The following is a 26,253-nucleotide window of genomic DNA, read 5'->3' on the forward strand; positions in this document are numbered from 1 at the left end:
TATGTCCCCGGACCGTACAGTGGGAGAGGGGCGTGGTGAGGGCATCAGGCCGCACAACCGGGAATGGTTTTTACGCCGGAATCTGATCGATCTTACTGCTGCGCGACCAGACGCGGTGCGCGGCGAGCAAATCAAACAGCTTCGTCATAAAGGCATCGTCAACGCTATCGCCCTCGACAATGCCGTCCTCACCCTGCTCGGCAACCTTCAGTTGCGCCTTAAACTGACGCGCGTCGCCGGACAGCGCAATGGGCTTCAGGTGCTTATAGGCTTCCAGCAGATAATAGATGGCATCACCGTTGTTGAGCAGGCTGGCAATATCCCCGCACGGCACAATCACCGCATCGACGGTCAGCGACGGCGCGCCGGCAAAGGTCGCCGCCACCGGCAGCACAGAACCATCGTCGGCGGTCACTTCACCCATGCGGGAATAGAGCAGTTTGGCGTGTACGCCCTGGGTTTTTAGCGCCTGCATAATCCCCAGCACGTCGCTGGCGCGGGTTTTGTCGTTCAGCAGGATGGCGACTACGCGGCCCTTAATTGAACCACCCGGCACCGCATACAGGCTCAGCGATGGATCTTTCTTCACGCCGTTAACCTCTTTCGGCGGCGCAAGGTTGCGCTGTTCGTCCGTTAGCGTGATGCCAAGGTTATCCGCCACGCTCTGGGCAAGCTGAATATCAATGTGCGCCAGCTGATCGACCACGCGCTCGCGGATGTAGGTGCGCACCACTTTGCTCAGTTCGAAGCTAAAGCCGCCGATGATGTGCTGTTGCTCAATCGGCGTCTGGCTGTTCCAGAACAGGCGAGGGTGGGCGTAATACTCACCGAACGAGGGGCTGCGCTCGCGAATTTTGTTGCCGTCGATACGCTCCTGGTACGATTCGAATCCGCCGCGTTTCGGCCCCGGCGGGGTTTCTCGCGGCCAGTTGTCGTTGATGGAGTTCGGCTCATAGTTTGCCGGGTTGGTATCAATATCCTGACGGTGCATCCCGTCGCGCTGGAAGTTATGGTACGGGCAGGTTGGGCGGTTAATCGGGATCTCGTGGAAGTTCGGCCCGCCAAGACGGCTAATCTGCGTATCGGTATACGAGAACAGACGTCCCTGTAAGAGCGGATCGTTGGTGAAATCCAGTCCGGGGACGATGTGGCCCGGGTGGAACGCGGCCTGCTCGTTTTCGGCAAAGAAATTATCCGGGTTGCGGTTAAGCACCATTTTCCCCACCAGCTGAACGGGCACCAGCTCCTCAGGGATGAGTTTTGTCGGGTCAAGCAGGTCGAAATCGAACTTAAACTCGTCTTCTTCCGGGATCAGCTGTAAGCCCAGTTCATATTCCGGGAAGTCACCCGCTTCAATGGATTCCCACAGTTCGCGGCGATGGAAGTCCGGATCGCGCCCGGTGAGCTTCTGCGCCTCATCCCATACCAGCGAGGCTTTGCCCGCTACCGGCTTCCAGTGGAAGCGCACAAACGTAGCTTTTCCTTCCGCGTTGATCATGCGGAAGGTATGAATACCGAACCCTTCCATCGTGCGATAGCTGCGCGGGATCCCACGGTCGGACATCGCCCACATCACGTTGTGTAAGGTTTCAGGCTGCAGGGAGACATAGTCCCAGAAGGTATCGTGCGCACTTTGTCCCTGGGGTATGGCCCAGTGGGGCTCCGGTTTTACCGCATGGACAAAGTCAGGAAATTTATGCGCATCCTGAATGAAAAACACCGGGGTGTTATTGCCCACCAGATCGAAAATACCCTCTTCGGTATAAAACTTGGTGGCAAAGCCGCGGATATCACGCACCGTATCTGCCGAACCTGCGCCACCCTGCACGGTGGAGAAACGCACAAAGACCGGCGTGATTTTATCCGGGTCGGAGAGGAAATCCGCTTTGGTGATCGCTTTCAGGCTTTTATAGGGCTGGAAGTAGCCGTGCGCCGCAGAACCGCGCGCGTGAACGATGCGTTCCGGAATTCGCTCGTGGTCAAAATGGGTAATTTTTTCCCGCAGGATGAAATCTTCCAGCAGGGTCGGTCCGCGCGCGCCTGCGCGAAGGGAGTTTTGATCGTCAGCAATGCGCACGCCCTGATTTGTGGTGAGTGCAAAACCTTCGCCGCCTTTACGGTGTGGCTCAAGCGATTTAAGCTTCTCGTTTCCGGTGTCCGGCGATTTCATGCTTCCCGGCGCGGTTGGTTGTTCGCCAGGGGCTGATGGGCCCGGCGAGGGGCGGTGAGAGCCGTCAGCAGGGGCGAGAGAGTCCATACCCGGTTGAGATTCTTCAGTGCCATGAATCGGTGATTGATGTGATTTATCTTTGTTCGACATTGCACGCTTCTCCTTTATCCATTGCTAAAAACCCTATTAAGGATAGAACAATGTCGTGAGATAGCTCGCTAACTAAGCGTTTTTCACATGACGTTATTAACGAAAGGAGCCATCTCACCCACTCGGAGCGCGACGTAAGGCAGCAGGATCGGCTATCATAGAATTTTCCTGCTTCAAGAATTTGCTTTAGTGAATCCGTCGCTTATGAAACCTCTTCGTCAACAAAACCGCCAGGTTATTAGCTATGTGCCCCGCGTTGAGCCCGCGCCGCCTGACCATGCCCTGAAAGTGGATGGTTTTCGTGATGTCTGGCTGCTTCGCGGTAAATATGTGGCTTTTGTCCTGATGGGGGAGCATTTCCGCCGGTCGCCGGCGTTTTCCGTGCCGGAGTCAGCCCAGCGATGGGCGACGCAAATCCGCCAGGATGAAGAGGTTGAAGAATAACAGCCATAAAAAAACCGCCATCAGGCGGTTTTTTTATTTCTATCGAGATTAACGGTGCGCCAGCTCGGCGTCGTCTTCACTTTCCAGAATGGCTTTGTCGGTCTGCTTCAGCCACTGGCTGGTCAGCGTACCGGCAGTCATGGAGCCGCTCACGTTCAGCGCGGTACGGCCCATGTCGATCAGCGGTTCAACGGAGATCAGCAGGGCGACCAGCGTGACGGGCAGGCCCAGCGCGGGCAGCACAATCAGCGCGGCGAAGGTTGCACCGCCGCCGACACCTGCAACGCCGGCGGAGCTGATGGTAACAATCCCGACCAGCGTGGCGATCCAGACCGGATCCAGCGGGTTGATACCCACGGTTGGGGCAACCATCACCGCCAGCATCGCCGGGTAGAGACCCGCGCAGCCGTTCTGACCGATGGTAGCACCAAAGGAGGCAGAGAAGCTGGCGATAGATTCCGGCACGCCCAGACGACGGGTCTGTGCTTCAACGTTCAGCGGAATAGACGCTGCGCTGGAACGGCTGGTGAAGGCAAAGGTCAGTACCGGCCATACTTTGCGGAAGTATTTCAGCGGGCTGACGCCGTTCACGCCCAGCAGGATACCGTGCACCACGAACATAATGCCCAGGCCCAGATAAGAGGCGACAACGAAGCTGCCCAGCTTAATGATGTCCTGCAGGTTAGAGCCGGCTACCACTTTGGTCATCAGTGCCAGAACGCCGTATGGCGTCAGCTGCATGACCAGACGGACCAGCTTCATCACCCAGCTTTGCAGGGTATCAATCGCCGTCAGCACGCGTTCGCCTTTCGGCGCGTCGTCTTTCAGCAGCTTAAGCGCAGCCACGCCCAGGAATGCCGCGAAGATCACCACGCTGATGATAGAGGTTGGGCTTGCACCGGTCAGGTCAGCAAACGGGTTCTTCGGAATGAAGGAGAGGACCATCTGCGGAACCGTCAGATCAGCCACTTTACCCACGTAGTTGGTTTGAATTGCGGTCAGACGCGCCGTTTCAGCGGTACCCTGAACCAGACCTTCGGCCGTCAGGCCAAACAGGTTGGTAACCAGCACCCCCACCAGCGCGGCAATCAGCGTGGTAAAGAGCAGCGTACCAATGGTCAGAAAGCTGATTTTACCCAGCTGAGTTGCGTTGTGCAGACGGGCTACGGCGCTCAGAATAGAGGCGAACACCAGCGGCATAACGACCATCTGCAGCAGCTGGACGTAGCCGTTACCGACAATGTTGAACCACTGAATGGACTCTTTCAGTACCGGACTATCGGAGCCGTAGACGGCGTGTAAGGCCAGACCAAACGCCACACCCATGACCAGACCGACCAGCACTTTTTTCGCCAGGCTCCACTGTTTGTGGCGCGCCTGCGCGAGAAGCAATAGTAATACGACGAACACGACTATGTTCGCGATGAGTGGAAAATTCATCCCCGTTCTCCTGATTTATTATGTGGGATCGGTTTTTCCCGATCCTGTTGGCGGAAGGTTAGCAGAAGTGTGATGTGGCGCTTATATCCAAATGGAATGGTTTATGACAAATGGAATGATTTTGTTGGTTTACTGTTCAATCTGGTGATGAATAAAACGATTGAACTGAAATTGCAGCGAATTGATCATCTGGGAAGACCAGCGGACTGCACTGTTTTCGGGCAAGGTTTGCGGCATCCAGACGGCGTAGGCGAACAGCGCCATGCAAAGCACGCGTTCAAGCTGATTCCCCTTCTGCGGCGCAAGGATCGGAAAACGGAAACGCCAGCGGCAGGGCCATAGCAGCGGCACGCCCGCGGGCGTCAGCATATCGGCGAGGATATGGCTTAAATAACCCAGCACCATGCCCTGAATGGCATCGCCCGGCACTATCCAGCTTTCAGGGACTTTTAAATAGAAAAGCGTGAGCAGGCCAAAAACGGCCAGCAGGCTGTGGGTAAACCCGCGGTGGCCGAACGCGCGGGCGATGGGCTTCGACACCCACTTCAGGCGCTGTCCGAGGAAGGATTTTGGGTGGTCAATATCGGGCAGCAGACAGGTTAAAACGGCGGAAGGGACAATATGCCACCAGTCTCCCTGTGCAAGCACGGGAGTAAGTTCTGCGTTTTTGGCAAATACTGCACACGCAATTGAAAAAAGCAGGTGGCCTTCCGCCGTCATGATAAAACCCACGAAACTGTCAATTTATACAGTATAGGGTTTTTATACAGTGGGCGAAAGAGGTGACGGTGTAACTGTTTGTCACAAACGCGCCTCAGCGCGCCAGCCAGCCGCCGTCGACGGCTAAGGTGTGACCATTCACGTAATCTGATGCGGGGGAGGCTAAAAAGACGACCGGCCCCTGAAGGTCATCCGGTACTCCCCATCGACCCGCCGGGATGCGGTCAAGGATCTCCGCGTTACGCTGTTCGTTATCGCGCAGCTGCTGCGTGTTGTTCGTCGCCATGTAGCCCGGCGCGATGGCATTCACGTTGATGCCATGTAGCGCCCACTCATTTGCCAGCAGGCGCGTGATCCCCAGTACGCCGCTTTTCGAGGCGGTATACGACGGCACGTGAATGCCGCCCTGAAAGGAGAGCATAGAGGCAATATTGATAATTTTGCCGCCCTGGCCCTGGGTGATAAATCGCTTAGCGACCGCCTGAGAGAGGAAAAAGAGCGACTTGAGATTCAGGTTCATGACGTCATCCCAGTCTTTTTCGCTGAACGTCAGAGCCTCCTCCCGGCGAATCGTCCCGGCATTGTTTACCAGAATATCAATTCGTCCCATCTCCGCCACGGCGGTGTCCACGACGTACTGAAGATTTTCCTGCTGGCTCAGATCGGCCCGAATAGCCACAAAACGTCTTCCCAGGGCGGTGACGGCGCTGGCCGTTTTCTCAGGAGCTTTGCGATTTACCCCAACGATATCGCAACCTGCCTGCGCCAGCGCAATAGCCATGCCTTGCCCCAGCCCGGTATCGCACCCGGTGATGAGGGCCACTTTGCCTGAAAGAGTAAAGGTGTCCAGTATCATACGCGCCTCACAAGCTGGTTATCGTCGTGCTGACGTTAAAGATAGGAGGCAGGGATGAGAAAAGCAAACAAAATGAAACTGTGTTTTGTTTTTGTCAGGCAGCATGACGCTGCCTGTAAGAGGAGCGCTATTCGCCGCGCAGGTGTTGAACCGTCAGTTCAGCCAGCGAATTCAGCTTAACGTCGGAAAGAGCATACCGGGGATCGTGGCGGTTTTCTTCATCGGGAACCACAATGGAGCGCATACGCGCGGCTTTGGAGGCCACCATGCCGTTTACTGAATCTTCGAGCGCGACGCAGGTAAGCGGATCAAGACCCAGCTTCGCGGCGCAGTCCATATAGACCTGCGGATGCGGCTTGCTGTAGGGCAGTTTTTCCGCAGAGGCCAGGGCGTCAAAACTGTCTCGCAGCTCAAACATGATCAGCACTTTTTCCAGCATATGCAGCGGTGAAGCGGAAGCCAGGCCAACCTTCAGCCCCTGAGATTTGCACAGCGCGACAGCCTCATGTACGCCCGGTAAGAGCGGCTTGTTCTCCTCCACCAGCGCGATGGCGCGGCTGATAATACGCGAGGTGACTTCGTCGCGATCGGGCCCAACCCACGGCTGTTGGGCGTACCACAGGTCAACGACCATATCAATACGCAGGCCCAGCGTGTCGGGAAGTTCATTACGGCGACTGATATCAACGCCCAGGCTGGCCATCACGTCCAGCTCGGCGCGATCCCACAACGGCTCGGAATCAATCAGTAATCCATCCATGTCAAAAATAGCGGCAAGTATCTGGCGCGGTGTCGACATCACAACGTCTCCTTATCCAGGTGTTCGACAGACGATAAGTGCTAAGCACAGTCTGCAATTTAGCATATTGCTTTTAAAGAGCGGGCGAAATTGATGTCCAGCAGGTAGACTTAGGCTCAAATCACGCGTCTTTATGAAGAGGAACTGATGACGTATCAACAAGCTGGACGCATTGCTGTCTTAAAACGTATTGCAGGCTGGGTGATTTTTATTCCCGCCGTCATTTCTACGCTGATCTCCGTGCTGAAGTTTATGTACGATCACAGCGAAAAACAGCCGGGCATTAATGCGGTAATGCTTGATTTTGCGCATGTCATGATTGAGATGGTGCGGTTTAATACCCCGTTCCTGAACGTCTTCTGGTTCAACTCGCCAACGCCGGACTTTCACCAGCAGCTGAATGTTGGGTTCTGGATTATCTATGCGCTGATTTTTATTGCGATGGCGCTGCAGGCATCGGGCGCACGAATGAGTCGCCAGACCCGTTTTTTACGCGAAGGGGTGGAAGATCAGCTTATCCTTGAGAAGGCGAAAGGGCCTGAAGGAATGAGCCGGGAGCAGATTGAATCCCGCATTGTGGTGCCTCGTCACACCATTTTCCTGCAAATTTTCCCGCTCTATATCCTGCCGGTTATCATCATCGTGGCGGGATATTTCTTCTTCTCACTGCTCGGTTTTCTGTAACGAATTAGGGTGGCGGCAAGGCCACCCGTTTTGTCTTTAAGCCGCAAGCACGCGTTCAAGCGCGCGCTGGGCGTTGACCAGATGTTGCCCGCCAAAAAGAATGGCTCGGTTCATCAGCGTATAGAGCTGATACACGGGCTGGCGCTCAAGGAAGTCCGGCGGCAGGGGGGAGACAGACTGATAGCCATCGTATATTTGCGGCGGTTGTTCGGGATGCAGGGGCAACATGGCCAAATCGCACTCTCTGTCGCCCCAGTAGCAGGCCGGGTCGAAGATATACGGGCCGTTGGGGCCCAGCGCGCAGTTATCGGACCATAAATCACCGTGCAGCAAAGACGCCTGAGGCTGGTGGGAGGCCAGGCGCTGTTGCACATGCTCGACGATGGCATCAATATTGCCAAATTCCAGCCCTTTCTCTGCGGCCAGCTCAAGCTGCCATCCGATGCGCTGCTCGGCAAAGAACGTCGACCAGCGGCGCTGCCAGGCATTGGGCTGCGGCGTGGTGGAAAGGTCGTTGTCAAAGTCGAGACCAAACTGGGGCTGGTCGCTCCACTGGTGCAGGCGCGCTAACTGTTGTCCGAGAATAAAGGCATTATGGGCGTCCAACGGGCGGGCAGGGAGATAGTCCATCACCAGAAAGCTGTAGTCCCGGTCACTGCCCACGGCCAGCACCTCAGGTACCGTCACCGTTTTACTGCGGGACAACAGTTCAAGCTGATCGGCTTCAGCGGTAAAAATCTGGAGCAGCTCTCGCTCGTCGCATTTAACGAACAGATCGCGTCCTGCGTAGCGTAAATGCCACGCGGCGTGAATTTCCCCGCCCGGCAGCTCGTTACGCAGTTCAATTTCACCTTCACCCAATTGCTCATGTAAAAGATGACTGATAGCCTGCCACATGTTGACTCTCCCATGTTGTCTGCCAGATCATAAAGTTAGCGCATAACTGCGGTAAAAAAATACGAACTAACGCACACCTGAGCGGATTAATTTCATGCAGGGCACTTATTGTTCTTTTTTCTGCCAGCGTTCCCACGTCTCCACGGTAATGTCGGCAGGCTTGTCGGTCACGCTTTCCACCAGGCTGGCGGCCAGCGCATGCACCTCTTCTTCACTCAGGGCTGCGATCAGGCCAAACGCCAGGGTGCCTAAATCATGGATATGACCTTCGTCATCCGTTAGCGTGAGCAGGAAATTCGCCCGTGTAAAGGCATTGTTGAGCTCGTTAAGCTCGGTCAGCGATGCTTCATGAAGGCTGATGGTCACGACGTAGCGGGTGATATCACCACTGCTCATAATTCACCTCGTTGTTATCCTGAAAGTTTTTTTAGCATAGTCGATACGCCATATTTGGCGACTTCCACAGATATCCCCCTCCGTCAGGAGGGGGATATATCGGTTAGCTTCGTGACAGGTAATCGACGATTTTCTGCGTATCGGCAAGCGAACACAGGCGCGTTCCCTGATTGATGGTGGCGGCACTCCCCGCCGCGACGCCATAGCGCGTCATCTCCAGAAGTGATGCGCCCTGCGCCAGCTTCAGCGCCATCGCGCCGACCATACTGTCGCCTGCGCCGACGGTGCTCTGGCTCTTCATTGGGGGTGGAACAACCTGCACAAAGCCCGTCTTGTCTACGGCCAGCGCACCCTGAGGACCGAGAGAGACGACAACACGGTGCGCTTTGCCGCTGCGAACCAGTTCTTCTGCGGCAGTACGCACGTCATCCGGCTGGCTAAGTTCGCGATTAACAAGCGCACTCAGCTCTTTCTGGTTAGGCTTAACGAGCTCAAGCTGTCCGGGTTCTAATGCCGCCTGCAGGGCTTCGCCTGAACTGTCGACAATGCAGCGAATGCCGCGATGAAGTACGGCATCAACCAGTGCTGTCAGTTTTTCTGTTTTCACGCCTGGCGGCAGGCTACCGCTGATGACCAGCAGCGAGCCGCTTTCAATGGTTAGCACCTTCTCTTCCAGCTGACGAAACTCATCATCGCTCAGCCTGGCGCCTGGCATAACGAAACGATACTGTTCCCCGCTGGACTCAACGTGGACATGCAGGTTCTGCCGGGTCCAGTCTTTGGCGTCTACGGTATCCACGGCAACCTGTTCATCGGCCAGCAAGGTAACAAGATGCTCCCCCGTGGCACCACCGGCCGGAAAGATGGCAGTCGCTTTACCGCCGAGGTGGGTAATCGCGCGCGCAACGTTAATCCCGCCGCCGCCCGGCTCAAATACGGGTGCGCTACAGCGTAGTTTACCTTCCGGGTAAATCTGCGGCGTTATGGTCGCGGAGTCGAGGGAAGGGGAGAGCGTCAGCGTATAAATAGAAGCCATCATAACCTCCTTTTAGCATGGGTTCTTTTAAGCCTGGCACCGATCGACAGGAAGGCAATGTAAATAACAGTATGATTTTAAAAATGAATGCTGACATAAATGCGATGAGGGATATATAAAATAAAACGCGTTTTGAGATCGTTCTTATTCAAAAAATGAAATAAGAAAATATTGCTATGTTATTTGCGCCTTTTTATAATTTGTTACCTTTCTCTGGACGCCTTGTCATTGATCCTCAAGAAAGTTTCCGAGACCGTGGTGGTCTCTTTTTTTGTTGTACGGACTCCTTAAATAAAATGAAGCTTTTGAAGACAGTACCCGCAGCACTGATGCTGGCGGGTGGCGTTTTTGCATCACTGAATGCAGCCGCCGATGACACCGTTTTTACTGTCATGGACGATCCCTCCACTGCCAAAAAACCGTTTGAAGGTAACCTGAACGCCGGGTATCTCGCCCAATCGGGTAATACGAAAAGCTCTTCTCTGACGGCGGACAGCACCCTGACCTGGTACGGCAATACCACTGCATGGTCGCTGTGGGGAAATGCCAGCAACACGTCCGCTAACGATGAACGCTCATCCGAGAAATACGCGGTCGGTGGACGTAGCCGTTACAACATGACCGACTATGACTACATCTTTGGTCAGGCAAGTTGGTTAACCGACCGCTTCAACGGCTATCGCCAGCGCGATGTGTTCACCGCCGGTTATGGTCGTCAGTTCCTGAATGGTCCGGTACACAGCCTCCGTTTCGAATTCGGTCCTGGTGTCCGCTATGACGAGTACACCAATGGCGAAAATGAAACCCAGCCGCTGGGCTATGCTTCCGGCACGTATGCCTGGCAGATGACCGACAACACCAAATTTACGCAGGGTGTTTCTGTGTTTGGTGCCGAGGATACGACGCTGAATTCCGAAAGCGCTTTGAATGTGGCTATCAATGAACACTTCGGTTTGAAATTGGCCTACAACGTGACCTGGAACTCTTCACCGCCAGAAACGGCACCGGATCATACCGATCGCAGAACCACGATTTCGCTGGGCTATAAAATGTAATCATAGCGGGCCGATGAAAGTGTCGGCCCGTTTTCATTATTATGGTTAACCCGCGCCAATAAATTCTCATCACGCGCAACGGCATTTATTTTTATTTGTACTTAGCCCCAAATCATTGCCGCCCACCGAAATAACAGCATTGCACCGCAGATGGCAACCAGCACCAGCACCATTTTCCAGTGTTTTACGGCAAATCGTTTTGTTGGCATAACCTAATCCTTGTTCGTTGATACGCATAGTCTATCAAACGGAGCCAAAAGATGCGCCTTCCCGGGAGCGATCGAGTTATGCCAACAAGGGGTCGGCTCAGAACCAGTGGAATCGTTCGGCGAGGATCAACACTAAACCTGTTGCGGAAAGGATGTTCAAAATCACAACCGTTCTACTGGATACATTCATGGTATGCACCTGTTGATATAAAAGGCATGTTCAAGAGTAGCCCAGCATGTCTGAAATGCGAGCGCCGGAGAGATGCAATCTGCAAATTTACGCTACGTGCCAGCCCATCATTCTGGCTGCAGAGGGTGCAATCTCCTTGCTGATAGTGTTAACATTACGTCGCTTGCCGTAAATCCGCATTAATCTGAATTCGGCAGGTGCATGATGACGAACCAATTTGACGATTGTTGGTCAGATGGTGTCGTAATCTATTGTCAAATCACGATTATTTTCTTTGTATATGCTCTTATGTGTGGGGCATCACTGCAAATAAGGATATAAAATGCCTGTAATTACTCTTCCTGATGGCAGCCAACGCCATTTCGACCACGCTGTTAGCCCTATGGATGTTGCCCTGGACATCGGTCCTGGCCTCGCGAAAGCGACCATCGCCGGCCGTGTGAACGGTGAGCTGGTTGATGCGTCCGATCTGATTGAAAACGATGCGACGCTTGCAATCATCACCGCGAAAGACGAAGAAGGTCTGGAGATCATTCGTCACTCCTGCGCACACCTGTTGGGTCATGCTATCAAGCAGCTGTGGCCAAACACCAAAATGGCGATCGGTCCGGTTATCGACAACGGTTTCTACTACGACGTTGATCTTGACCACACCCTGACCCAGGAAGATATCGACGCGCTCGAAAAACGTATGCACGAGCTCGCCGAGACCAACTATGACGTCATCAAGAAGAAAGTCAGCTGGCACGAAGCGCGTGAAACCTTCGTCAAGCGTGGCGAGAGCTATAAAGTCTCTATTCTCGATGAAAACATTGCTCATGATGACAAGCCTGGCTTGTACCATCACGAAGAATACGTCGACATGTGCCGTGGACCGCACGTGCCGAACATGCGCTTCTGTCATCATTTCAAACTGATGAAGATCGCCGGCGCCTACTGGCGTGGCGACAGCAACAACAAGATGTTGCAGCGTATCTATGGTACCGCGTGGGCGGATAAGAAAGCCCTGAACGCGTACCTGCAGCGCCTGGAAGAGGCGGCGAAGCGTGACCACCGTAAAATCGGTAAGCAGCTTGACCTGTACCACATGCAGGAAGAAGCGCCGGGTATGGTGTTCTGGCATAACGATGGCTGGACTATCTTCCGTGAACTGGAAACGTTCGTACGCTCCAAGCTGAAAGAGTACCAGTATCAGGAAGTGAAAGGCCCGTTCATGATGGACCGTGTGCTGTGGGAAAAAACCGGCCACTGGGACAACTACAAAGATGCGATGTTCACCACCTCGTCTGAGAACCGTGAATACTGCATCAAGCCAATGAACTGCCCGGGCCACGTTCAGATCTTCAACCAGGGTCTGAAATCCTACCGCGACCTGCCGCTGCGTATGGCGGAGTTCGGTAGCTGCCACCGTAACGAGCCATCAGGTGCGCTGCACGGTCTGATGCGCGTTCGTGGCTTTACGCAGGATGATGCGCATATCTTCTGTACTGAAGATCAGGTTCGTGACGAAGTTAACGCCTGTATTCGTATGGTCTACGATATGTACAGCACCTTTGGCTTCGAGAAGATCGTGGTCAAACTCTCAACGCGTCCGGAAAAACGTATCGGTAGCGATGAGACCTGGGATCGCGCAGAAGCGGATCTCGCCGTAGCGCTGGAAGAGAACGGTATTCCGTTCGAATACCAGCTGGGCGAGGGCGCATTCTACGGTCCGAAAATTGAATTTACCCTGTATGACTGCCTCGATCGCGCATGGCAGTGCGGTACTGTACAGCTGGACTTCTCCCTGCCGCAGCGTTTAAGCGCCTCTTATGTTGGCGAAGACAACGAGCGTCAGGTACCGGTCATGATTCACCGTGCTATTCTAGGTTCTCTGGAGCGCTTCATCGGCATCCTGACCGAAGAGTTCGCGGGCTTCTTCCCAACCTGGCTTGCGCCAGTGCAGGTCGTGGTGATGAACATTACCGATTCTCAGGCAGATTACGTTAAAGAATTGACGCAGAAACTACAAAATGCGGGCATTCGCGTAAAAGCAGACTTGAGAAATGAGAAGATTGGCTTTAAAATCCGCGAGCACACTTTACGTCGTGTCCCGTATATGTTGGTCTGTGGTGATAAAGAGGTGGAAGCAGGCAAAGTTGCCGTTCGCACCCGCCGTGGTAAAGACCTGGGCAGCCTGGACGTAAGTGAAGTGATTGAGAAGCTGCAACAAGAGATTCGCAGCCGCAGTCTTCAACAACTGGAGGAATAAGGTATTAAAGGCGGAAAACGAGTTCAAACGGCACGTCCGAATCGTATCAATGGCGAGATTCGCGCCCAGGAAGTTCGCTTAACAGGTCTGGAAGGCGAGCAGCTGGGGATTGTGAGTCTGAGAGAAGCGATCGAAAAGGCTGAAGAAGCTGGAGTAGATTTAGTTGAAATCAGCCCTAACGCCGAACCGCCAGTTTGTCGTATCATGGACTACGGCAAGTTCCTTTATGAAAAGAGTAAGTCTTCTAAGGAACAGAAGAAGAAGCAAAAAGTTATCCAGGTTAAGGAAATCAAATTCCGTCCTGGTACCGACGATGGCGATTATCAGGTAAAACTCCGCAGCCTGATTCGCTTTCTGGAAGATGGCGATAAGGCCAAGATCACACTGCGTTTCCGCGGTCGTGAGATGGCCCACCAACAGATTGGTATGGAAGTGCTTAACCGCGTCCGTGACGATCTGAGTGAACTGGCAGTAGTCGAATCCTTCCCTACGAAGATCGAAGGCCGCCAGATGATCATGGTGCTCGCTCCTAAGAAGAAACAGTAAGGCCTTCAAGCAGCAAAATCTGTGGAGCCTTCGGGTTTCATAGGTTTTGTTCGCCTATGTTTCGTTTATTTAACAATGCGAAGTGGAAGTTATTAAGATGCCAAAAATTAAGACCGTACGCGGTGCTGCTAAGCGCTTCAAAAAAACCGGTGGTGGTGGATTTAAGCGTAAGCACGCAAACCTGCGTCATATTCTGACCAAAAAATCTACTAAGCGTAAACGTCACCTGCGTCCAAAAGGCCTTGTTTCTAAAGGCGATCTGGGTCTGGTTATCGCGTGCCTGCCGTACGCATAAGCCGTTAACGTTTAATTTTTTACTAAGAATATAGATACAGGAGAGCACATATGGCTCGCGTAAAACGTGGTGTAATTGCACGTGCACGTCACAAGAAAATTTTGAAACAAGCTAAAGGCTACTACGGTGCGCGTTCACGCGTATACCGCGTTGCCTTCCAGGCTGTTATCAAAGCAGGTCAGTACGCTTACCGTGACCGTCGTCAGCGTAAGCGTCAGTTCCGTCAACTGTGGATTGCGCGTATCAACGCAGCAGCACGTCAGAACGGTATTTCTTACAGCAAATTCATCAACGGCCTGAAAAAAGCCTCTGTTGAAATCGACCGTAAGATCCTGGCTGACATCGCAGTATTCGACAAAGTAGCGTTCACCGCTCTGGTCGAAAAAGCGAAAGCAGCACTGGCATAAGCCAGTTGAGAGAGGGGGCCTGGCTCCCTCTTTTCATTTAACACCATCAGAAGATTGACATTTATCCGTGCAGGCTTTTCAATAAGGTCTTACCGGTTTTTACCCAACAAGGTAACGCAAGCATGAATGCTGCTATTTTCCGCTTCTTCTTTTACTTTAGCACCTGACTCCAGGAGGCTAGCGCGTGAAAGATGAAACGAAAAACAGCGCCAGATAAGCCTCCCAATGGAGGCTTTTTTTGTGCCTGAATTTGAGAGAATAACTCCACCAAATCGGTGTCTGCACCGACATAATGAGGAAAATCATGTCACATCTCGCAGAGCTGGTTGCCAGTGCAACAGCCGCCATTAATCAGGCCTCAGATGTTGCCGCGTTAGACAATGTCCGCGTCGAATATCTTGGGAAGAAAGGGCACCTGACCCTTCAAATGACAACCCTGCGTGAACTGCCGCCAGAAGAACGCCCGGCAGCGGGTGCGGTGATTAACGAAGCCAAAGAGCAGGTTCAGCAGGCGCTGAACGCGCGTAAGGCCGAGCTGGAGAGCGCGGTACTAAACGCGCGTCTTGCGGCAGAAACCATCGACGTTTCTCTGCCGGGTCGCCGTATTGAAAACGGTGGTCTGCATCCGGTTACCCGTACTATCGATCGTATTGAAAGTTTCTTCGGTGAGCTCGGCTTTACCGTGGCGACTGGCCCGGAAATCGAAGATGATTACCACAACTTCGACGCCCTGAACATTCCTGGCCATCATCCGGCACGCGCTGACCACGACACTTTCTGGTTTGACGCGACGCGTCTGCTGCGTACCCAGACCTCTGGCGTTCAGATCCGTACCATGAAGGATCAGGAACCACCAATCCGCATCATCGCGCCGGGCCGCGTGTATCGTAACGACTACGATCAGACCCACACCCCAATGTTCCACCAGATGGAAGGTCTGATTGTTGATAAAAACATCAGCTTCACCAACCTGAAGGGCACGCTGCACGATTTCCTGAACAACTTCTTTGAGGAAGATCTGCAGGTTCGTTTCCGTCCGTCCTACTTCCCGTTCACCGAACCGTCTGCGGAAGTTGACGTGATGGGTAAAAACGGCAAATGGCTGGAAGTGCTGGGCTGCGGCATGGTGCATCCAAACGTGCTGCGCAACGTGGGTATCGATCCGGAAGTTTATTCCGGCTTTGCGTTCGGCATGGGCATGGAGCGTCTGACCATGCTGCGCTACGGCGTGACCGACTTACGTGCATTCTTCGAAAACGATCTGCGTTTCCTCAAACAGTTTAAATAAGGGCAGGACAGAACAATGAAATTCAGTGAACTGTGGTTACGCGAGTGGGTGAACACCACGCTGGACAGCGAAGCGCTTTCCAACCAGATCACCATGGCGGGCCTGGAAGTTGACGGCGTTGAGCCGGTTTCCGGTGCCTTCAACGGCGTCGTGGTGGGTGAAGTGGTCGAGTGCGGCCAGCACCCTAATGCTGACAAACTGCGCGTGACAAAAGTGAACGTAGGCGGCGACCGTCTGCTGGACATCGTCTGCGGTGCGCCAAACTGCCGTCAGGGCCTGAAGGTGGCCGTGGCGACCGTCGGTGCCGTACTGCCGGGTGATTTCAAAATCAAAGCGGCCAAGCTGCGCGGTGAGCCGTCTGAAGGCATGCTGTGCTCTTTCTCCGAGCTGGGTATTTCCGACGACCACAACGGCATCATCGAGCTGCCGCTGGATGCGCCAGTGGGCACCGATATCCGTGAATACCTGAAGCTTGATGACAATACTATCGAAATCAGCGTCACGCCAAACCGTGCCGACTGCTTAGGTATTATCGGCGTGGCGCGCGACGTGGCCGTACTGAACCAGACCGAACTCAACGCGCCGGAGATTGTCCCTGTTGAAGCGACCATCAGTGACGTGCTGCCGATTCAGGTTGACGCTGCTGATGCCTGCCCGCGCTACCTCGGTCGCGTGGTAAAAGGCATTAACGTTAAAGCGCCAACCCCGCTTTGGATGAAAGAGAAGCTGCGCCGCTGCGGTATCCGCTCAATCGACGCCGTGGTTGACGTCACTAACTACGTTCTGCTGGAGCTGGGCCAGCCGATGCACGCGTTCGATAAAGATCGTATCGACGGCGGCATCGTTGTGCGCATGGCGAAAGAGGGGGAAACCCTGGTGCTGCTGGACGGCACAGAAGCCAAACTGAACGCCGACACTCTGGTGATTGCTGACCACAGCAAAGCGCTGGCGATGGGCGGTATCTTTGGTGGCGAACACTCTGGCGTCAACGACGAAACGCAAAACGTCCTGCTGGAATGTGCGTTCTTCAGCCCGCTCTCCATCACCGGCCGCGCGCGCCGTCACGGCCTGCACACCGATGCGTCTCACCGCTACGAGCGCGGCGTTGATCCGGCGCTGCAGTACAAAGCGATGGAGCGTGCAACCCGCCTGCTGATCGACATCTGCGGCGGCGAAGCGGGCCCGGTTATTGACGTCACCAACGAAGCGACCCTGCCGAAGCGTGCGACCATTACCCTGCGCCGCAGCAAGCTGGATCGCCTGATTGGTCACCACGTTGCCGACGCGCAGGTGACCGACATCCTGACGCGCCTGGGCTGCGAAGTGACCGAAGGTCAGGACGAGTGGAAGGCCGTTGCGCCATCCTGGCGTTTCGACATGGAAATTGAAGAAGATCTGGTGGAAGAAGTGGCCCGTGTTTACGGCTACAACAACATCCCTGACGAGCCTGTGCAGGCGGGTCTGGTGATGGGCACCCACCGTGAAGCCGACCTGTCCCTGAAGCGTGTGAAAACCATGCTTAACGACAAAGGCTACCAGGAAGTGATCACCTACAGCTTCGTTGATCCTAAGCTGCAGCAGCTGATCCACCCGGGTCAGGAAGCGCTGATCCTGCCAAGCCCAATCTCCAGCGAAATGTCTGCGATGCGTCTGTCCCTGTGGACGGGCCTGCTGGGGACTGTCGTTTACAACCAGAACCGCCAGCAAAACCGCGTGCGCATTTTCGAAAGCGGTTTGCGCTTTGTGCCGGATAATCAGGCAAATTTAGGCATCCGTCAGGATCTCATGCTGGCTGGTGCCATCAGCGGTAACCGCTACGAAGAGCACTGGGACCTGGCAAAAGGCACGGTTGATTTCTACGATATGAAGGGCGATCTGGAAGCGATTCTGGATCTGACCGGTAAATTATCTGAAATTGAGTTCCGAGCGGAAGCGATTCCTGCGCTCCATCCGGGCCAGAGCGCGGCGATTTATTTAGACGGCAAACGCGTTGGTTTCATTGGCGTTGTCCACCCGGAGCTGGAGCGTAAGCTGGACCTGAACGGCCGTACCATCGTGTTCGAGCTGGAGTGGAGCCCGGTTGCAGACCGCGTCATTCCTCAGGCGCAGGACGTCTCCCGCTTCCCGGCGAACCGCCGTGATATCGCGGTTGTGGTCGCTGAAAACGTGCCCGCAGCAGATATTTTGGCCGAATGTAAGAAAGTTGGCGTAAATCAGGTAGTTGGCGTAAACTTATTTGACGTGTACCGCGGCAAGGGCGTAGCAGAAGGTTTCAAGAGCCTCGCTATCAGCCTTATCCTTCAGGATACCAGCCGTACACTCGAAGAAGAGGAGATTGCCGCTACCGTCGCCAAATGTGTAGAGGCATTAAAAGAGCGATTCCAGGCATCATTGAGGGATTGAACCTATGGCGCTTACAAAAGCTGAAATGTCAGAATATCTGTTTGATAAGCTTGGGCTTAGCAAACGGGATGCCAAAGAGCTGGTAGAGCTGTTTTTCGAAGAGATCCGTCGTGCTCTGGAAAATGGTGAGCAGGTAAAACTCTCCGGTTTTGGCAATTTTGATTTGCGAGACAAAAACCAACGTCCGGGCCGTAACCCGAAGACGGGGGAAGATATTCCCATTACAGCCCGCCGCGTGGTGACCTTCAGACCCGGCCAGAAGTTAAAGAGCCGCGTCGAAAACGCAACGCCTAAAGCAGAGTAATATGAACTAACCAAAAAGGCCGCCCACGCGGCCTTTTTTCTTTGCGCTCTCCGGCAAACACGCCGTAAAATCAATTACATCACTCGCTAACAAACCGTACACATGCTTGATTATGCTCATCGCCAGCACCGTTCCGATCGGCGTCGCCTGCTTCTGCTGGCGCTGCTGCTTATTCTTGCCGCGGGTATCAGCCTCTGCGCAGGCGACAGCTGGATCGGGCCTGAAAGCTGGCTGGGGCCTGACGGGCAGCTCTTTGTCTGGCAAATTCGCCTGCCGCGCACCGTCGCGGTGATCCTGGTCGGCGCCGCGCTGGCGCTGTCTGGCACTATTATGCAGGCGCTATTCGAAAACCCGCTGGCGGAGCCCGGCCTGCTGGGGGTGTCGAACGGTGCAGGCGTCGGGCTGATTGCGGCGGTGATGCTGGGCGGGGGAGAACTCTCCGGCTGGAGCATTAGCCTGAGCGCCATTCTCGGCGCACTGCTGATCACAATCATTCTTCTTCGCTTCGCCAGACGGCACCTGTCGACCAGCCGGCTGCTGCTTGCCGGCGTCGCGCTGGGGATCATCTGTAGCGCGCTGATGACCTGGGCGGTCTACTTCTCGACCTCCTTTGACCTGCGTCAGCTCATGTACTGGATGATGGGCGGCTTTGGCGGCGTTGACTGGCACCAGGGCTGGCTAATGGCGCTGCTGGTGCCGGTCATCGCGTGGGCTGCGCTGCAGGCCCAGCCGCTGAATCGGCTCGCGCTGGGGGAAATCTCTGCCCGCCAGCTCGGCATGCCGATTGGTTTCTGGCGTAACGTACTGGTCATTGCCATTGGCTGGCTGGTAGGCGTGAGCGTGGCCCTGGCGGGGGCGATTGGCTTTATCGGGCTGGTCATTCCGCACATGCTGCGTCTTTGCGGCTTCACGGATCATCGAACCTTGCTTCCGGCCTCGGCGGTTGCTGGGGCAGCCACGCTGCTGGTGGCCGACATCATCGCCCGTCTCGCCCTGACGGCCGCAGAATTGCCTGTTGGCGTGGTGACCGCCACGCTGGGCGCGCCAGTCTTTATCTGGCTACTATTAAAAGCTGGACGTTAAATCGACAACCTGAGGAAATGCTATGCAGTCAGATATCCTGAATACCGAAGTGACCACCATTGATGGGGATAACACCACGCTGGAAAGCTACAAAGGCAAGGTGTTGCTCATCGTCAACGTGGCATCGAAATGCGGCCTGACGCCGCAGTACGAGCAGCTGGAGAATATTCAGAAGGCCTGGGAGAAAGACGGTTTTACCGTGCTGGGCTTCCCTTGCAACCAGTTCCTGGGCCAGGAGCCGGGCAGCGAAGAAGAGATCAAAACCTTCTGCAGCACCACTTATGGCGTGACGTTCCCGATGTTCAGCAAAATTGACGTCAACGGTGAAGACCGCCATCCGCTGTATGCGAAGCTGATTGCCGCCGCGCCGAAGGCCGTTGCGCCGGAAGAGAGCGGTTTTTACGAGCGCATGGCCAGCAAAGGCCGCGCGCCGCTCTATCCGGACGATATTCTGTGGAACTTCGAAAAATTCCTGATTGGTCGTGACGGCCAGGTCGTTCAGCGTTTTTCGCCGGATATGACGCCTGAGGACCCGATCGTCATGGAATCTATTAAGCTGGCGCTGGCGAAATAATGTCGCTGCTGATGCAGCTCACGGACGTCGCCGAGAAGGGGCGTCTGGAGCCGGTAACCTGCGACATCAATTCGGGTGAAATCCTGCATCTCGTCGGGCCAAACGGCGCGGGTAAAAGTACGCTGCTGGCGCGGATGGCGGGGCTGACCACCGGGCCAGGGCAGATTACGCTGCTGGAACATGCTTTGCTCGACTGGTCACCCGCCTCGCTGGCCCACCGGCGCAGCTACCTGGTGCAGCAGCAGGTACCGCCTTTTGCGATGCCGGTCTGGCATTATCTGATGCTGCATCTGCACGACAAACAGCATACGGCACTGCTGGAGGAAGTGGCTGCAGCGTTAGGGCTGGAAGATAAACTGTCCCGGCATGCCAGCCAGCTTTCCGGGGGGGAATGGCAGCGGGTGCGTCTGGCGGCGGTCATTCTGCAGATCCATCCCGCGGGCAATCCTCACGGGAGGATGCTGCTGCTGGATGAACCGATGAGCGGTCTGGATGTTGCCCAGCAGGCGGCGCTGGATAGCCTGCTAAGCGCTCTGAGCAGGAAAGGTATCGCCGTAGTGATGAGCAGCCACGATCTTAACCATACGTTACGTCACGCCCATCGCGTGTGGCTCCTGTCGCGCGGCAGGATGATCGCCAGCGGTACGCGGGATCGGGTCCTTACGCCGCCAAATCTTGCCCGCGCCTACAACATGTCGTTCCGCAGGCTGGATATAGAGGGACATAAGATGCTGATTTCTACCGGGCAGGAGTAACCGTTTCTTGCCTGTGAACACAATTGCACGCTAAATTACCAAAAGAACAATAAAAGCAGAGGATTCGTCTGAAAATGCGATTCTGGTTTCTCTTCGTGGCGGCACTCTTTCTTGCGGGATGCAGCAGCCATCGTGCACCGCCGCCTAATCCGCGGCTATCGGATTCTATCACCGTTATTGCCAGCCTTAACGATCAGCTGAGCAACTGGCGCGGCACGCCTTATCGCTACGGCGGCATGAGCCGCGGTGGGGTGGACTGCTCAGGCTTTGTCCTGATGACGTTTCGTGACAAGTTTGATTTACAGCTTCCGCGAGACACGCGCAAGCAGGCGGAAATAGGCACTGAAATTGATAAAGACGATCTCCTTCCCGGTGATCTGGTCTTTTTCAAAACCGGATCGGGAGAAAGCGGCCTGCATGTTGGGATATATGATACAGACAATCAGTTTATTCATGCCTCTACCAGCCGCGGCGTGATGCGCTCTTCTCTCGATAACGTGTACTGGCGTAAAAATTTCTGGCAGGCGCGACGTATTTAGACTGCCCGAACACGTTTCTTATGTCGGCATGGTAACTATTAAACCATGCCGTTTTTCTCAAATAAGCTGATTAAAGTTAAATTTACCTAAATTAGCAACATCCTTATGTGTCTGTTTTATCTAAAACTGGCTATTATTCAGTAACCAGGATAAGATTATTTTAGATTCAGGGATAAATCTGAAAATTAATACGGAACTAATGAAATTAAACTTATTAAAATCAAGACAGTGGAATTGTGTCAGCAATTGCTCCAGGATGTCCTCTCTCATCTTTAATGCGGGGCGAGTGCAATGATTATTACGCTAGATAATGCTTACCAGTCTGAACTGATGCTTCTGCCTGCCCGTAATAGCGCAGGCGAGCTAAAAGGTTTAGAAATACTGGTTAACTTTACTGGCGTCGGCACCGATGTGAGGATCCCCACTGAGCTCGTTATCCCTCGGCTTTCAGCGGCAGAGGAGTTAGCGCTGTTTAACGAAAAACTGCAATTGCTTGATACCTGTAAACTGTTTTTTATTCAGCACCAGTTAATTGCATGGATCAATATTACACCAGCAATTGTTGAGTTTTTATTAAGTAATGGGAATGCTGTTTCAATTCTTGAGCGTTATCCGTTTCTTGAGTTTACTGTTAATGAGAACTATCCAGGTTTAAATAACGGAAAGGACGATCTGCAGCTGGCAAGAATGGCGATCCATTTTCCGCTGGTGCTGGCAAACTTTGGAGCCGGTGCTGCATCGCTCAAGGCCGTCTATGATGGATTATTTAAACGGGTTATTCTTGATAAAGGATTCATCCAGCAGCGTGCTTCTGAGCTTTCTTTCGAGCCTTTTATGCGCGCGATCCTATGGCAAATAACGCCGCACTGCCAGTCGGTGATCGTCTCCGGCATTGACGACCACGGTTTGCTGCAGCGCGTTCTGTCCTTCAATTTTGGTGCCATGCAGGGTGCGCTCTGGCCAGCCGTCTCGGCGGAGCACGTCACGACGCTCGTTCAGCAGCGATAACCCTGCCTTTCGCCCGTGTTTAAGTCCGGGTAAACCCTCTACACTAAAGGCAGGAGGACTTATGACCCTGTCTTTTACTGCTCACTGGCATGACGAGTTGCCTGGCTTTTACACCGCACTCAAACCAACACCGTTACATAATTCACGTCTTATCTGGCATAACGATCGGCTGGCCGATGAGCTGGCCATTCCGCCCGATCTGTTTCAGCGTTCAGACAGTGCTGGCGTCTGGGGAGGCGAGACGCTTCTCCCCGGTATGCAGCCTCTGGCTCAGGTCTATAGCGGACACCAGTTTGGCGTCTGGGCGGGGCAGCTGGGTGACGGCAGGGGGATCCTGCTCGGAGAACAACGGCTTCCCAACGGGGAGACGGTTGACTGGCATCTGAAAGGCGCAGGTCTTACCCCTTACTCACGAATGGGCGACGGGCGCGCGGTATTGCGGTCAACGATACGCGAAAGTCTGGCATCCGAAGCGATGCATGCGCTGGGGATTCCCACCACCCGCGCGCTGTCGATCGTCACCAGCGACACGCCGGTGACGCGCGAAACGGTGGAAAAGGGGGCGATGCTGATGCGCATAGCGCAAAGCCATCTCCGCTTTGGTCATTTTGAGCACTTTTACTATCGCCGCGAGCCGGACAAAGTTCGCCAGCTCGCGGACTTCGCCATTCGCCACCACTGGGCGCATCTGCAGAATGAGGCGGATAAATACGTTCTCTGGTTCCGGGACGTGGTTGCCCGTACCGCCACGATGATTGCGCGCTGGCAAACGGTGGGCTTTGCTCACGGGGTCATGAACACGGACAATATGTCGATTCTCGGCCTGACCTTTGATTACGGTCCGTTTGGTTTCCTGGACGATTATCAGCCGGGGTATATCTGCAACCATTCCGACTATCAGGGGCGTTACAGCTTTGATAATCAGCCGGCGGTTGGGCTGTGGAACCTCCAGCGGCTCGCACAAACCTTATCGCCGTTTATCGACGTTGATGCCCTGAACGATGCGCTCGACAGCTATCAGGACCTTTTGCTGCGGGAATACGGCACGCTGATGCGTAACAAGCTGGGGCTGATGACCCAGGAGAAGGGCGACAACGACATCCTCAACGGCCTGTTTACCCTGATGGCGCGTGAGGGAAGCGATTACACCCGCACCTTCCGAATGCTGAGCCAGACGGAGCAGCACAGCGCGGCCACGCCGCTGCGCGACGAGTTTATTGACCGTCAGGCGTTTGACGACTGGTTTGCACAGTACCGCACGCGGCTGCAGCAGGAGCAGGTAGACGACGCTACCCGTCAGGCGCAGATGAACGCAGCGAATCCCGCGATGGTATTACGCAACTGGCTGGCGCAGCGGGCGATTGAGCAGGCAGAGCAGGGTGAGTACGACGAGTTACACCGGCTGCATCTGGCGTTGCGCACGCCGTTTGCCGACCGGGATGATGACTACGTCAGCCGCCCGCCTGACTGGGGCAAGCGGCTGGAGGTCAGCTGCTCAAGCTAGCGATTTTAGCCGGGCGGCGACGTTGCCTTACCCGGCCTGTTCATCACTGAGCAACCCAGCCGCCATCCATATTCCACGCAGCGCCGCGAACGTTCACGGCGCCGTCGCTGCACAAAAACAGCGCCAGCTCGCCCAGCTGTTCCGGGGTAACAAACTCCCCTGAAGGCTGTTTCTCCGCCAGAAGCTGTTCGCGAGCCTGCTCCGGCGGTACGCCATCCGCGATACGTTTGTCGATTTGCTGCTGCACCAGCGGGGTCAGCACCCAGCCGGGGCAAATAGTATTGGCGGTAATACCCGTGCGGGCGGTTTCCAGCGCCAGGGATTTGGTAAAGCCCACCACGCCGTGCTTGGCCGCAACGTAGGCCGATTTCTCTTTCGACGCGACCAGCCCGTGAACGGAGGCGATATTGATGACGCGCCCCCAGTTTTTATCCCGCATGGCCGGCAGCGCCAGCCGGCTGGTGTGAAACACCGCGGAAAGATTAATGGCGATAATGTCGTTCCATTTCTCCACCGGGAAGGCGTCAACCGGGGCCACGTGCTGGATCCCGGCGTTGTTCACAAGAATGTCCACGCCGCCAAACTGCGATTCGGCGTAGCGCATCATGGCCTCAATCTGCAATACGTCCCGCAGATCCGCATCGTGATAGCCCGGCTTTTTGCCCAGTTGCGCAATCTCTTCCCGTGCCGATGCGCTGTCGCCGAAGCCGTTGAGGATCAGCTGCGCGCCCGCCTTCGCCAGCACGCGGGCGATCCCCAGACCAATGCCGCTGGTTGAGCCGGTGACCAGGGCGGTTTTACCGTTCAGATTCATTTTTCTCTCCTTACACAATGCCGGTCAGATAGAACACGGCAATGACAAAAAGTACTGCCAGACTTTTAATGATGGTGATAGCGAAAATGCCGCCGTAGGCCTGGCGATGGCTCAGGCCGGTGATAGCCAGCAGGGTAATCACCGCGCCGTTATGGGGAAGGGTATCCATCCCGCCGCTCGCCATCGAGGCCACGCGGTGCAGCACCTCAAGCGGGATATTGGCCGCATGCGCGGCGGCGACAAACGAGTCGGACATGGCGGCAAGGGCAATACTCATCCCGCCGGACGCCGAACCGGTGATCCCCGCGAGCACGGTCACGCTGATGGCCTCATTTAGCAGCGGATTCGGAATGGCCGCCAGCGCTTTGGATAACACCAGGAACCCAGGCAGCGCCGCGATAACCGCGCCGAAACCGTATTCCGAGGCGGTATTCATCGCCGCCAGAATGGCTCCGCTCACCGCCGTTCGGCTGCCTTCAGCCAGACGCCCCCGGATATTGCGAAAGCCAAAAATCAGCACCAGCACGATACCGGCGATCAGCGCCGCCTCCACGGCCCAGATGGCGGTGATCTTGCCCACCTCGGTCACAATCGGTTTCGCCAGGCCAGGCAGGGTAAGCTCGTGACTCACGCCGTACCAGCCGGGGATCCAGCGGGTAAACAGCAGGTTCAGTATGCCCACCACCAGCAGCGGAGAGATAGCAATCAGCGGATGCGGGAGATTAATGTTATCCGGCGTCTCGGGTTCATTTTTCAGATCCGTGCCGTAACCTTCATTATTATTGAGCGCCTTCCGGCGCTGGCGCTCCAGCCAGAGCAGGCCAAAGATGATAATAAACAGAGAGCCGATAAGCCCCAGCCACGGGGCCGCCCAGGCGTTCGTGCCGAAGAAGCTGGTGGGGATGATATTCTGGATCTGCGGCGTGCCGGGCAGGGCGTCCATGGTAAACGAGAATGCCCCCAGCGCCACGGTGGCCGGGATCAGCCGCTTAGGGATGCCGCTCTGGCGAAACAGCTCGGCGGCAAACGGGTACACCGCAAACGCCACCACGAACAGCGAAACGCCGCCGTAGGTTAACAGCGCGCATACCAGGACAATCACCGGGATGGCGTGTCGACGCCCGAGGATCTGGATTGCGGCGGCGACGATGGAGCGTGAGAAGCCGGAAAGCTCAATCAGCTTGCCAAACACCGCACCCAGCAGGAACACCGGGAAGTAGAGCTTGACGAAGCCCACCATCTTTTCCATAAACAGGCCGGTAAACGTCGGGCCGACGGCACCCGGATCGGTCAGCAGCACGGCACCGAGCGCCGCGATCGGCGCAAACAAAATAACGCTGTATCCGCGGTAGGCCGCCAGCATCAGCAGTGCCAGCGCCGCCAGGGCTATTAACACACTCATTATGACTCCTCACTTTACTTATTATTCGGATACC

The 26,253-nt window shown here is 55.1% G+C and carries 29 protein-coding genes and 1 other annotated feature; of the genes, 17 read left to right on the plus strand and 12 right to left on the minus strand.

Annotated features, from left to right (window positions below):
* Nucleotides 1-70 precede the first annotated feature (70 nt).
* Complete coding sequence (gene katE / locus INF73_RS05445) at nucleotides 71-2,320, minus strand: catalase HPII (RefSeq protein ID WP_059355094.1); 2,250 nt, start codon at nucleotides 2,318-2,320, stop codon at nucleotides 71-73.
* Nucleotides 2,321-2,488: 168 nt separating this feature from the next.
* Here katE and cedA point away from each other — a divergent pair, with 168 nt between their 5' ends.
* Nucleotides 2,489-2,764, plus strand: a complete 276-nt coding sequence (gene cedA, locus INF73_RS05450) for a cell division activator CedA (RefSeq protein ID WP_223239595.1) — start codon at nucleotides 2,489-2,491, stop codon at nucleotides 2,762-2,764.
* 48 nt (nucleotides 2,765-2,812) lie between these two features.
* Here cedA and INF73_RS05455 read toward each other — a convergent pair whose 3' ends face one another.
* From INF73_RS05455 to hxpB, 4 genes are all read right to left on the minus strand, one after another.
* A complete protein-coding gene (locus INF73_RS05455; protein ID WP_193542804.1) occupies nucleotides 2,813-4,204 on the minus strand; it encodes an L-cystine transporter in 1,392 nt (463 codons plus the stop codon).
* A 129-nt stretch (nucleotides 4,205-4,333) separates the two neighbouring features.
* A complete protein-coding gene (locus tag INF73_RS05460; protein WP_032644865.1) occupies nucleotides 4,334-4,924 on the minus strand; it encodes a metal-dependent hydrolase in 591 nt (196 codons plus the stop codon).
* 94 nt (nucleotides 4,925-5,018) lie between these two features.
* Entirely contained in the window at nucleotides 5,019-5,780 is a 762-nt protein-coding gene (gene kduD / locus INF73_RS05465) for a 2-dehydro-3-deoxy-D-gluconate 5-dehydrogenase KduD (RefSeq protein WP_193542802.1), read from the minus strand.
* A 127-nt stretch (nucleotides 5,781-5,907) separates the two neighbouring features.
* Nucleotides 5,908-6,579, minus strand: a complete 672-nt coding sequence (hxpB, locus tag INF73_RS05470; RefSeq protein ID WP_193542800.1) for a hexitol phosphatase HxpB — start codon at nucleotides 6,577-6,579, stop codon at nucleotides 5,908-5,910.
* A 147-nt stretch (nucleotides 6,580-6,726) separates the two neighbouring features.
* On the opposite strand from hxpB, the gene INF73_RS05475 reads away from it, so the two are divergent.
* The gene (locus tag INF73_RS05475) at nucleotides 6,727-7,263 is read left to right on the plus strand and encodes a YniB family protein (protein ID WP_045261585.1); all 537 of its coding nucleotides are present in this window, start codon (nucleotides 6,727-6,729) and stop codon (nucleotides 7,261-7,263) included.
* 36 nt (nucleotides 7,264-7,299) lie between these two features.
* On the opposite strand, the gene INF73_RS05480 is transcribed toward INF73_RS05475, so the two are convergent.
* The 3 genes from INF73_RS05480 to pfkB all read right to left on the minus strand — a co-directional run bounded on the left by INF73_RS05480 (nucleotide 7,300) and on the right by pfkB (nucleotide 9,592).
* Nucleotides 7,300-8,160, minus strand: coding sequence for a fructosamine kinase family protein (locus INF73_RS05480; protein WP_193542798.1), 861 nt, complete (start codon nucleotides 8,158-8,160; stop codon nucleotides 7,300-7,302).
* A gap of 105 nt (nucleotides 8,161-8,265) precedes the next feature.
* Nucleotides 8,266-8,556 carry a type V toxin-antitoxin system endoribonuclease antitoxin GhoS gene (ghoS, locus tag INF73_RS05485; protein WP_028012811.1) on the minus strand — a complete coding sequence of 97 codons (291 nt, stop codon included), beginning with the start codon at nucleotides 8,554-8,556 and terminating at the stop codon, nucleotides 8,266-8,268.
* Nucleotides 8,557-8,659: 103 nt separating this feature from the next.
* Nucleotides 8,660-9,592 (minus strand): 6-phosphofructokinase II, encoded by a 933-nt coding sequence (gene pfkB / locus INF73_RS05490; RefSeq protein WP_193542808.1) that lies wholly within the window; start codon nucleotides 9,590-9,592, stop codon nucleotides 8,660-8,662.
* 296 nt (nucleotides 9,593-9,888) lie between these two features.
* Between pfkB and INF73_RS05495 the strand changes: the two genes are divergently transcribed.
* Nucleotides 9,889-10,647 carry a YdiY family protein gene (locus INF73_RS05495; protein WP_028012813.1) on the plus strand — a complete coding sequence of 253 codons (759 nt, stop codon included), beginning with the start codon at nucleotides 9,889-9,891 and terminating at the stop codon, nucleotides 10,645-10,647.
* A gap of 101 nt (nucleotides 10,648-10,748) precedes the next feature.
* Here INF73_RS05495 and yniD read toward each other — a convergent pair whose 3' ends face one another.
* Both yniD and yncL read right to left on the minus strand, forming a co-directional pair.
* Nucleotides 10,749-10,856 (minus strand): small membrane protein YniD, encoded by a 108-nt coding sequence (gene yniD / locus INF73_RS05500; protein WP_088205299.1) that lies wholly within the window; start codon nucleotides 10,854-10,856, stop codon nucleotides 10,749-10,751.
* Nucleotides 10,857-10,953: 97 nt separating this feature from the next.
* The gene (yncL, locus tag INF73_RS05505; RefSeq protein ID WP_071787459.1) at nucleotides 10,954-11,046 is read right to left on the minus strand and encodes a stress response membrane protein YncL; all 93 of its coding nucleotides are present in this window, start codon (nucleotides 11,044-11,046) and stop codon (nucleotides 10,954-10,956) included.
* Between the two features lie 322 nt (nucleotides 11,047-11,368).
* On the opposite strand from yncL, the gene thrS reads away from it, so the two are divergent.
* From thrS to selO, 14 genes are all read left to right on the plus strand, one after another.
* Entirely contained in the window at nucleotides 11,369-13,297 is a 1,929-nt protein-coding gene (gene thrS / locus INF73_RS05510; protein ID WP_028012814.1) for a threonine--tRNA ligase, read from the plus strand.
* A gap of 3 nt (nucleotides 13,298-13,300) precedes the next feature.
* The gene (gene infC / locus INF73_RS05515) at nucleotides 13,301-13,843 is read left to right on the plus strand and encodes a translation initiation factor IF-3 (RefSeq protein ID WP_023616141.1); all 543 of its coding nucleotides are present in this window, start codon (nucleotides 13,301-13,303) and stop codon (nucleotides 13,841-13,843) included.
* A gap of 97 nt (nucleotides 13,844-13,940) precedes the next feature.
* Complete coding sequence (rpmI, locus tag INF73_RS05520) at nucleotides 13,941-14,138, plus strand: 50S ribosomal protein L35 (protein ID WP_003030583.1); 198 nt, start codon at nucleotides 13,941-13,943, stop codon at nucleotides 14,136-14,138.
* A gap of 50 nt (nucleotides 14,139-14,188) precedes the next feature.
* Nucleotides 14,189-14,545: a 50S ribosomal protein L20 gene (gene rplT / locus INF73_RS05525; RefSeq protein ID WP_000124850.1), complete on the plus strand. Its 357-nt coding sequence runs from the start codon at nucleotides 14,189-14,191 to the stop codon at nucleotides 14,543-14,545.
* Between the two features lie 117 nt (nucleotides 14,546-14,662).
* Nucleotides 14,663-14,787 (plus strand) — a sequence feature (Phe leader region).
* Nucleotides 14,668-14,712 (plus strand): pheST operon leader peptide PheM, encoded by a 45-nt coding sequence (pheM, locus tag INF73_RS05530; RefSeq protein WP_001386830.1) that lies wholly within the window; start codon nucleotides 14,668-14,670, stop codon nucleotides 14,710-14,712. Its footprint overlaps the feature before it by 45 nt.
* 62 nt (nucleotides 14,788-14,849) lie before the next feature.
* Nucleotides 14,850-15,833, plus strand: coding sequence for a phenylalanine--tRNA ligase subunit alpha (gene pheS / locus INF73_RS05535; protein ID WP_010426091.1), 984 nt, complete (start codon nucleotides 14,850-14,852; stop codon nucleotides 15,831-15,833).
* 15 nt (nucleotides 15,834-15,848) lie between these two features.
* Entirely contained in the window at nucleotides 15,849-18,236 is a 2,388-nt protein-coding gene (gene pheT / locus INF73_RS05540; protein WP_193542796.1) for a phenylalanine--tRNA ligase subunit beta, read from the plus strand.
* Between the two features lie 4 nt (nucleotides 18,237-18,240).
* Entirely contained in the window at nucleotides 18,241-18,540 is a 300-nt protein-coding gene (ihfA, locus tag INF73_RS05545) for an integration host factor subunit alpha (RefSeq protein ID WP_003857805.1), read from the plus strand.
* Between the two features lie 102 nt (nucleotides 18,541-18,642).
* Nucleotides 18,643-19,623: a vitamin B12 ABC transporter permease BtuC gene (gene btuC / locus INF73_RS05550; protein WP_193542794.1), complete on the plus strand. Its 981-nt coding sequence runs from the start codon at nucleotides 18,643-18,645 to the stop codon at nucleotides 19,621-19,623.
* A 22-nt stretch (nucleotides 19,624-19,645) separates the two neighbouring features.
* A complete protein-coding gene (locus INF73_RS05555) occupies nucleotides 19,646-20,197 on the plus strand; it encodes a glutathione peroxidase (RefSeq protein ID WP_028012818.1) in 552 nt (183 codons plus the stop codon).
* Nucleotides 20,197-20,952 carry a vitamin B12 ABC transporter ATP-binding protein BtuD gene (btuD, locus tag INF73_RS05560; RefSeq protein ID WP_193542792.1) on the plus strand — a complete coding sequence of 252 codons (756 nt, stop codon included), beginning with the start codon at nucleotides 20,197-20,199 and terminating at the stop codon, nucleotides 20,950-20,952. The genes INF73_RS05555 and btuD overlap by 1 nt, the downstream gene beginning before the upstream one ends.
* Before the next feature lie 74 nt (nucleotides 20,953-21,026).
* On the plus strand, nucleotides 21,027-21,491 hold the full coding sequence (locus INF73_RS05565) for a C40 family peptidase (RefSeq protein ID WP_028012820.1): 465 nt from the start codon (nucleotides 21,027-21,029) through the stop codon (nucleotides 21,489-21,491).
* Nucleotides 21,492-21,782: 291 nt separating this feature from the next.
* Nucleotides 21,783-22,499 carry an EAL domain-containing protein gene (locus INF73_RS05570; RefSeq protein WP_028012821.1) on the plus strand — a complete coding sequence of 239 codons (717 nt, stop codon included), beginning with the start codon at nucleotides 21,783-21,785 and terminating at the stop codon, nucleotides 22,497-22,499.
* A 61-nt stretch (nucleotides 22,500-22,560) separates the two neighbouring features.
* Nucleotides 22,561-24,003, plus strand: coding sequence for a protein adenylyltransferase SelO (gene selO, locus INF73_RS05575; RefSeq protein ID WP_193542790.1), 1,443 nt, complete (start codon nucleotides 22,561-22,563; stop codon nucleotides 24,001-24,003).
* Nucleotides 24,004-24,046: 43 nt separating this feature from the next.
* Here selO and INF73_RS05580 read toward each other — a convergent pair whose 3' ends face one another.
* The gene (locus INF73_RS05580; protein ID WP_028012823.1) at nucleotides 24,047-24,817 is read right to left on the minus strand and encodes a 3-hydroxybutyrate dehydrogenase; all 771 of its coding nucleotides are present in this window, start codon (nucleotides 24,815-24,817) and stop codon (nucleotides 24,047-24,049) included.
* A 10-nt stretch (nucleotides 24,818-24,827) separates the two neighbouring features.
* Nucleotides 24,828-26,222 (minus strand): GntP family permease, encoded by a 1,395-nt coding sequence (locus tag INF73_RS05585; protein ID WP_199886617.1) that lies wholly within the window; start codon nucleotides 26,220-26,222, stop codon nucleotides 24,828-24,830.
* Between the last annotated feature and the right edge of the window lie 31 nt (nucleotides 26,223-26,253).

The sequence above is a fragment of the Enterobacter cloacae complex sp. P6RS genome (assembly GCF_014982245.1).
Classification (GTDB): domain Bacteria; phylum Pseudomonadota; class Gammaproteobacteria; order Enterobacterales; family Enterobacteriaceae; genus Enterobacter; species Enterobacter bugandensis.

What these genes read in the sequence shown, in the direction of transcription:
- pfkB (WP_193542808.1), bottom strand. Translation starts at nt 9,592, where the DNA reads ATGGCTTCTATTTATACGCTGACGCTCTCCCCTTCCCTCGACTCCGCG.
- pheS (WP_010426091.1), top strand. Translation starts at nt 14,850, where the DNA reads ATGTCACATCTCGCAGAGCTGGTTGCCAGTGCAACAGCCGCCATTAAT.
- INF73_RS05480 (WP_193542798.1), bottom strand. Translation starts at nt 8,160, where the DNA reads ATGTGGCAGGCTATCAGTCATCTTTTACATGAGCAATTGGGTGAAGGT.
- pheT (WP_193542796.1), top strand. Translation starts at nt 15,849, where the DNA reads ATGAAATTCAGTGAACTGTGGTTACGCGAGTGGGTGAACACCACGCTG.
- yncL (WP_071787459.1), bottom strand. Translation starts at nt 11,046, where the DNA reads ATGAATGTATCCAGTAGAACGGTTGTGATTTTGAACATCCTTTCCGCA.
- btuC (WP_193542794.1), top strand. Translation starts at nt 18,643, where the DNA reads ATGCTTGATTATGCTCATCGCCAGCACCGTTCCGATCGGCGTCGCCTG.
- INF73_RS05580 (WP_028012823.1), bottom strand. Translation starts at nt 24,817, where the DNA reads ATGAATCTGAACGGTAAAACCGCCCTGGTCACCGGCTCAACCAGCGGC.
- INF73_RS05475 (WP_045261585.1), top strand. Translation starts at nt 6,727, where the DNA reads ATGACGTATCAACAAGCTGGACGCATTGCTGTCTTAAAACGTATTGCA.
- btuD (WP_193542792.1), top strand. Translation starts at nt 20,197, where the DNA reads ATGTCGCTGCTGATGCAGCTCACGGACGTCGCCGAGAAGGGGCGTCTG.
- ghoS (WP_028012811.1), bottom strand. Translation starts at nt 8,556, where the DNA reads ATGAGCAGTGGTGATATCACCCGCTACGTCGTGACCATCAGCCTTCAT.
- INF73_RS05570 (WP_028012821.1), top strand. Translation starts at nt 21,783, where the DNA reads ATGATTATTACGCTAGATAATGCTTACCAGTCTGAACTGATGCTTCTG.
- rplT (WP_000124850.1), top strand. Translation starts at nt 14,189, where the DNA reads ATGGCTCGCGTAAAACGTGGTGTAATTGCACGTGCACGTCACAAGAAA.
- INF73_RS05455 (WP_193542804.1), bottom strand. Translation starts at nt 4,204, where the DNA reads ATGAATTTTCCACTCATCGCGAACATAGTCGTGTTCGTCGTATTACTA.
- INF73_RS05555 (WP_028012818.1), top strand. Translation starts at nt 19,646, where the DNA reads ATGCAGTCAGATATCCTGAATACCGAAGTGACCACCATTGATGGGGAT.
- katE (WP_059355094.1), bottom strand. Translation starts at nt 2,320, where the DNA reads ATGTCGAACAAAGATAAATCACATCAATCACCGATTCATGGCACTGAA.
- kduD (WP_193542802.1), bottom strand. Translation starts at nt 5,780, where the DNA reads ATGATACTGGACACCTTTACTCTTTCAGGCAAAGTGGCCCTCATCACC.
- INF73_RS05460 (WP_032644865.1), bottom strand. Translation starts at nt 4,924, where the DNA reads ATGACGGCGGAAGGCCACCTGCTTTTTTCAATTGCGTGTGCAGTATTT.
- ihfA (WP_003857805.1), top strand. Translation starts at nt 18,241, where the DNA reads ATGGCGCTTACAAAAGCTGAAATGTCAGAATATCTGTTTGATAAGCTT.
- rpmI (WP_003030583.1), top strand. Translation starts at nt 13,941, where the DNA reads ATGCCAAAAATTAAGACCGTACGCGGTGCTGCTAAGCGCTTCAAAAAA.
- thrS (WP_028012814.1), top strand. Translation starts at nt 11,369, where the DNA reads ATGCCTGTAATTACTCTTCCTGATGGCAGCCAACGCCATTTCGACCAC.
- yniD (WP_088205299.1), bottom strand. Translation starts at nt 10,856, where the DNA reads ATGCCAACAAAACGATTTGCCGTAAAACACTGGAAAATGGTGCTGGTG.
- selO (WP_193542790.1), top strand. Translation starts at nt 22,561, where the DNA reads ATGACCCTGTCTTTTACTGCTCACTGGCATGACGAGTTGCCTGGCTTT.
- INF73_RS05565 (WP_028012820.1), top strand. Translation starts at nt 21,027, where the DNA reads ATGCGATTCTGGTTTCTCTTCGTGGCGGCACTCTTTCTTGCGGGATGC.
- INF73_RS05495 (WP_028012813.1), top strand. Translation starts at nt 9,889, where the DNA reads ATGAAGCTTTTGAAGACAGTACCCGCAGCACTGATGCTGGCGGGTGGC.
- hxpB (WP_193542800.1), bottom strand. Translation starts at nt 6,579, where the DNA reads ATGTCGACACCGCGCCAGATACTTGCCGCTATTTTTGACATGGATGGA.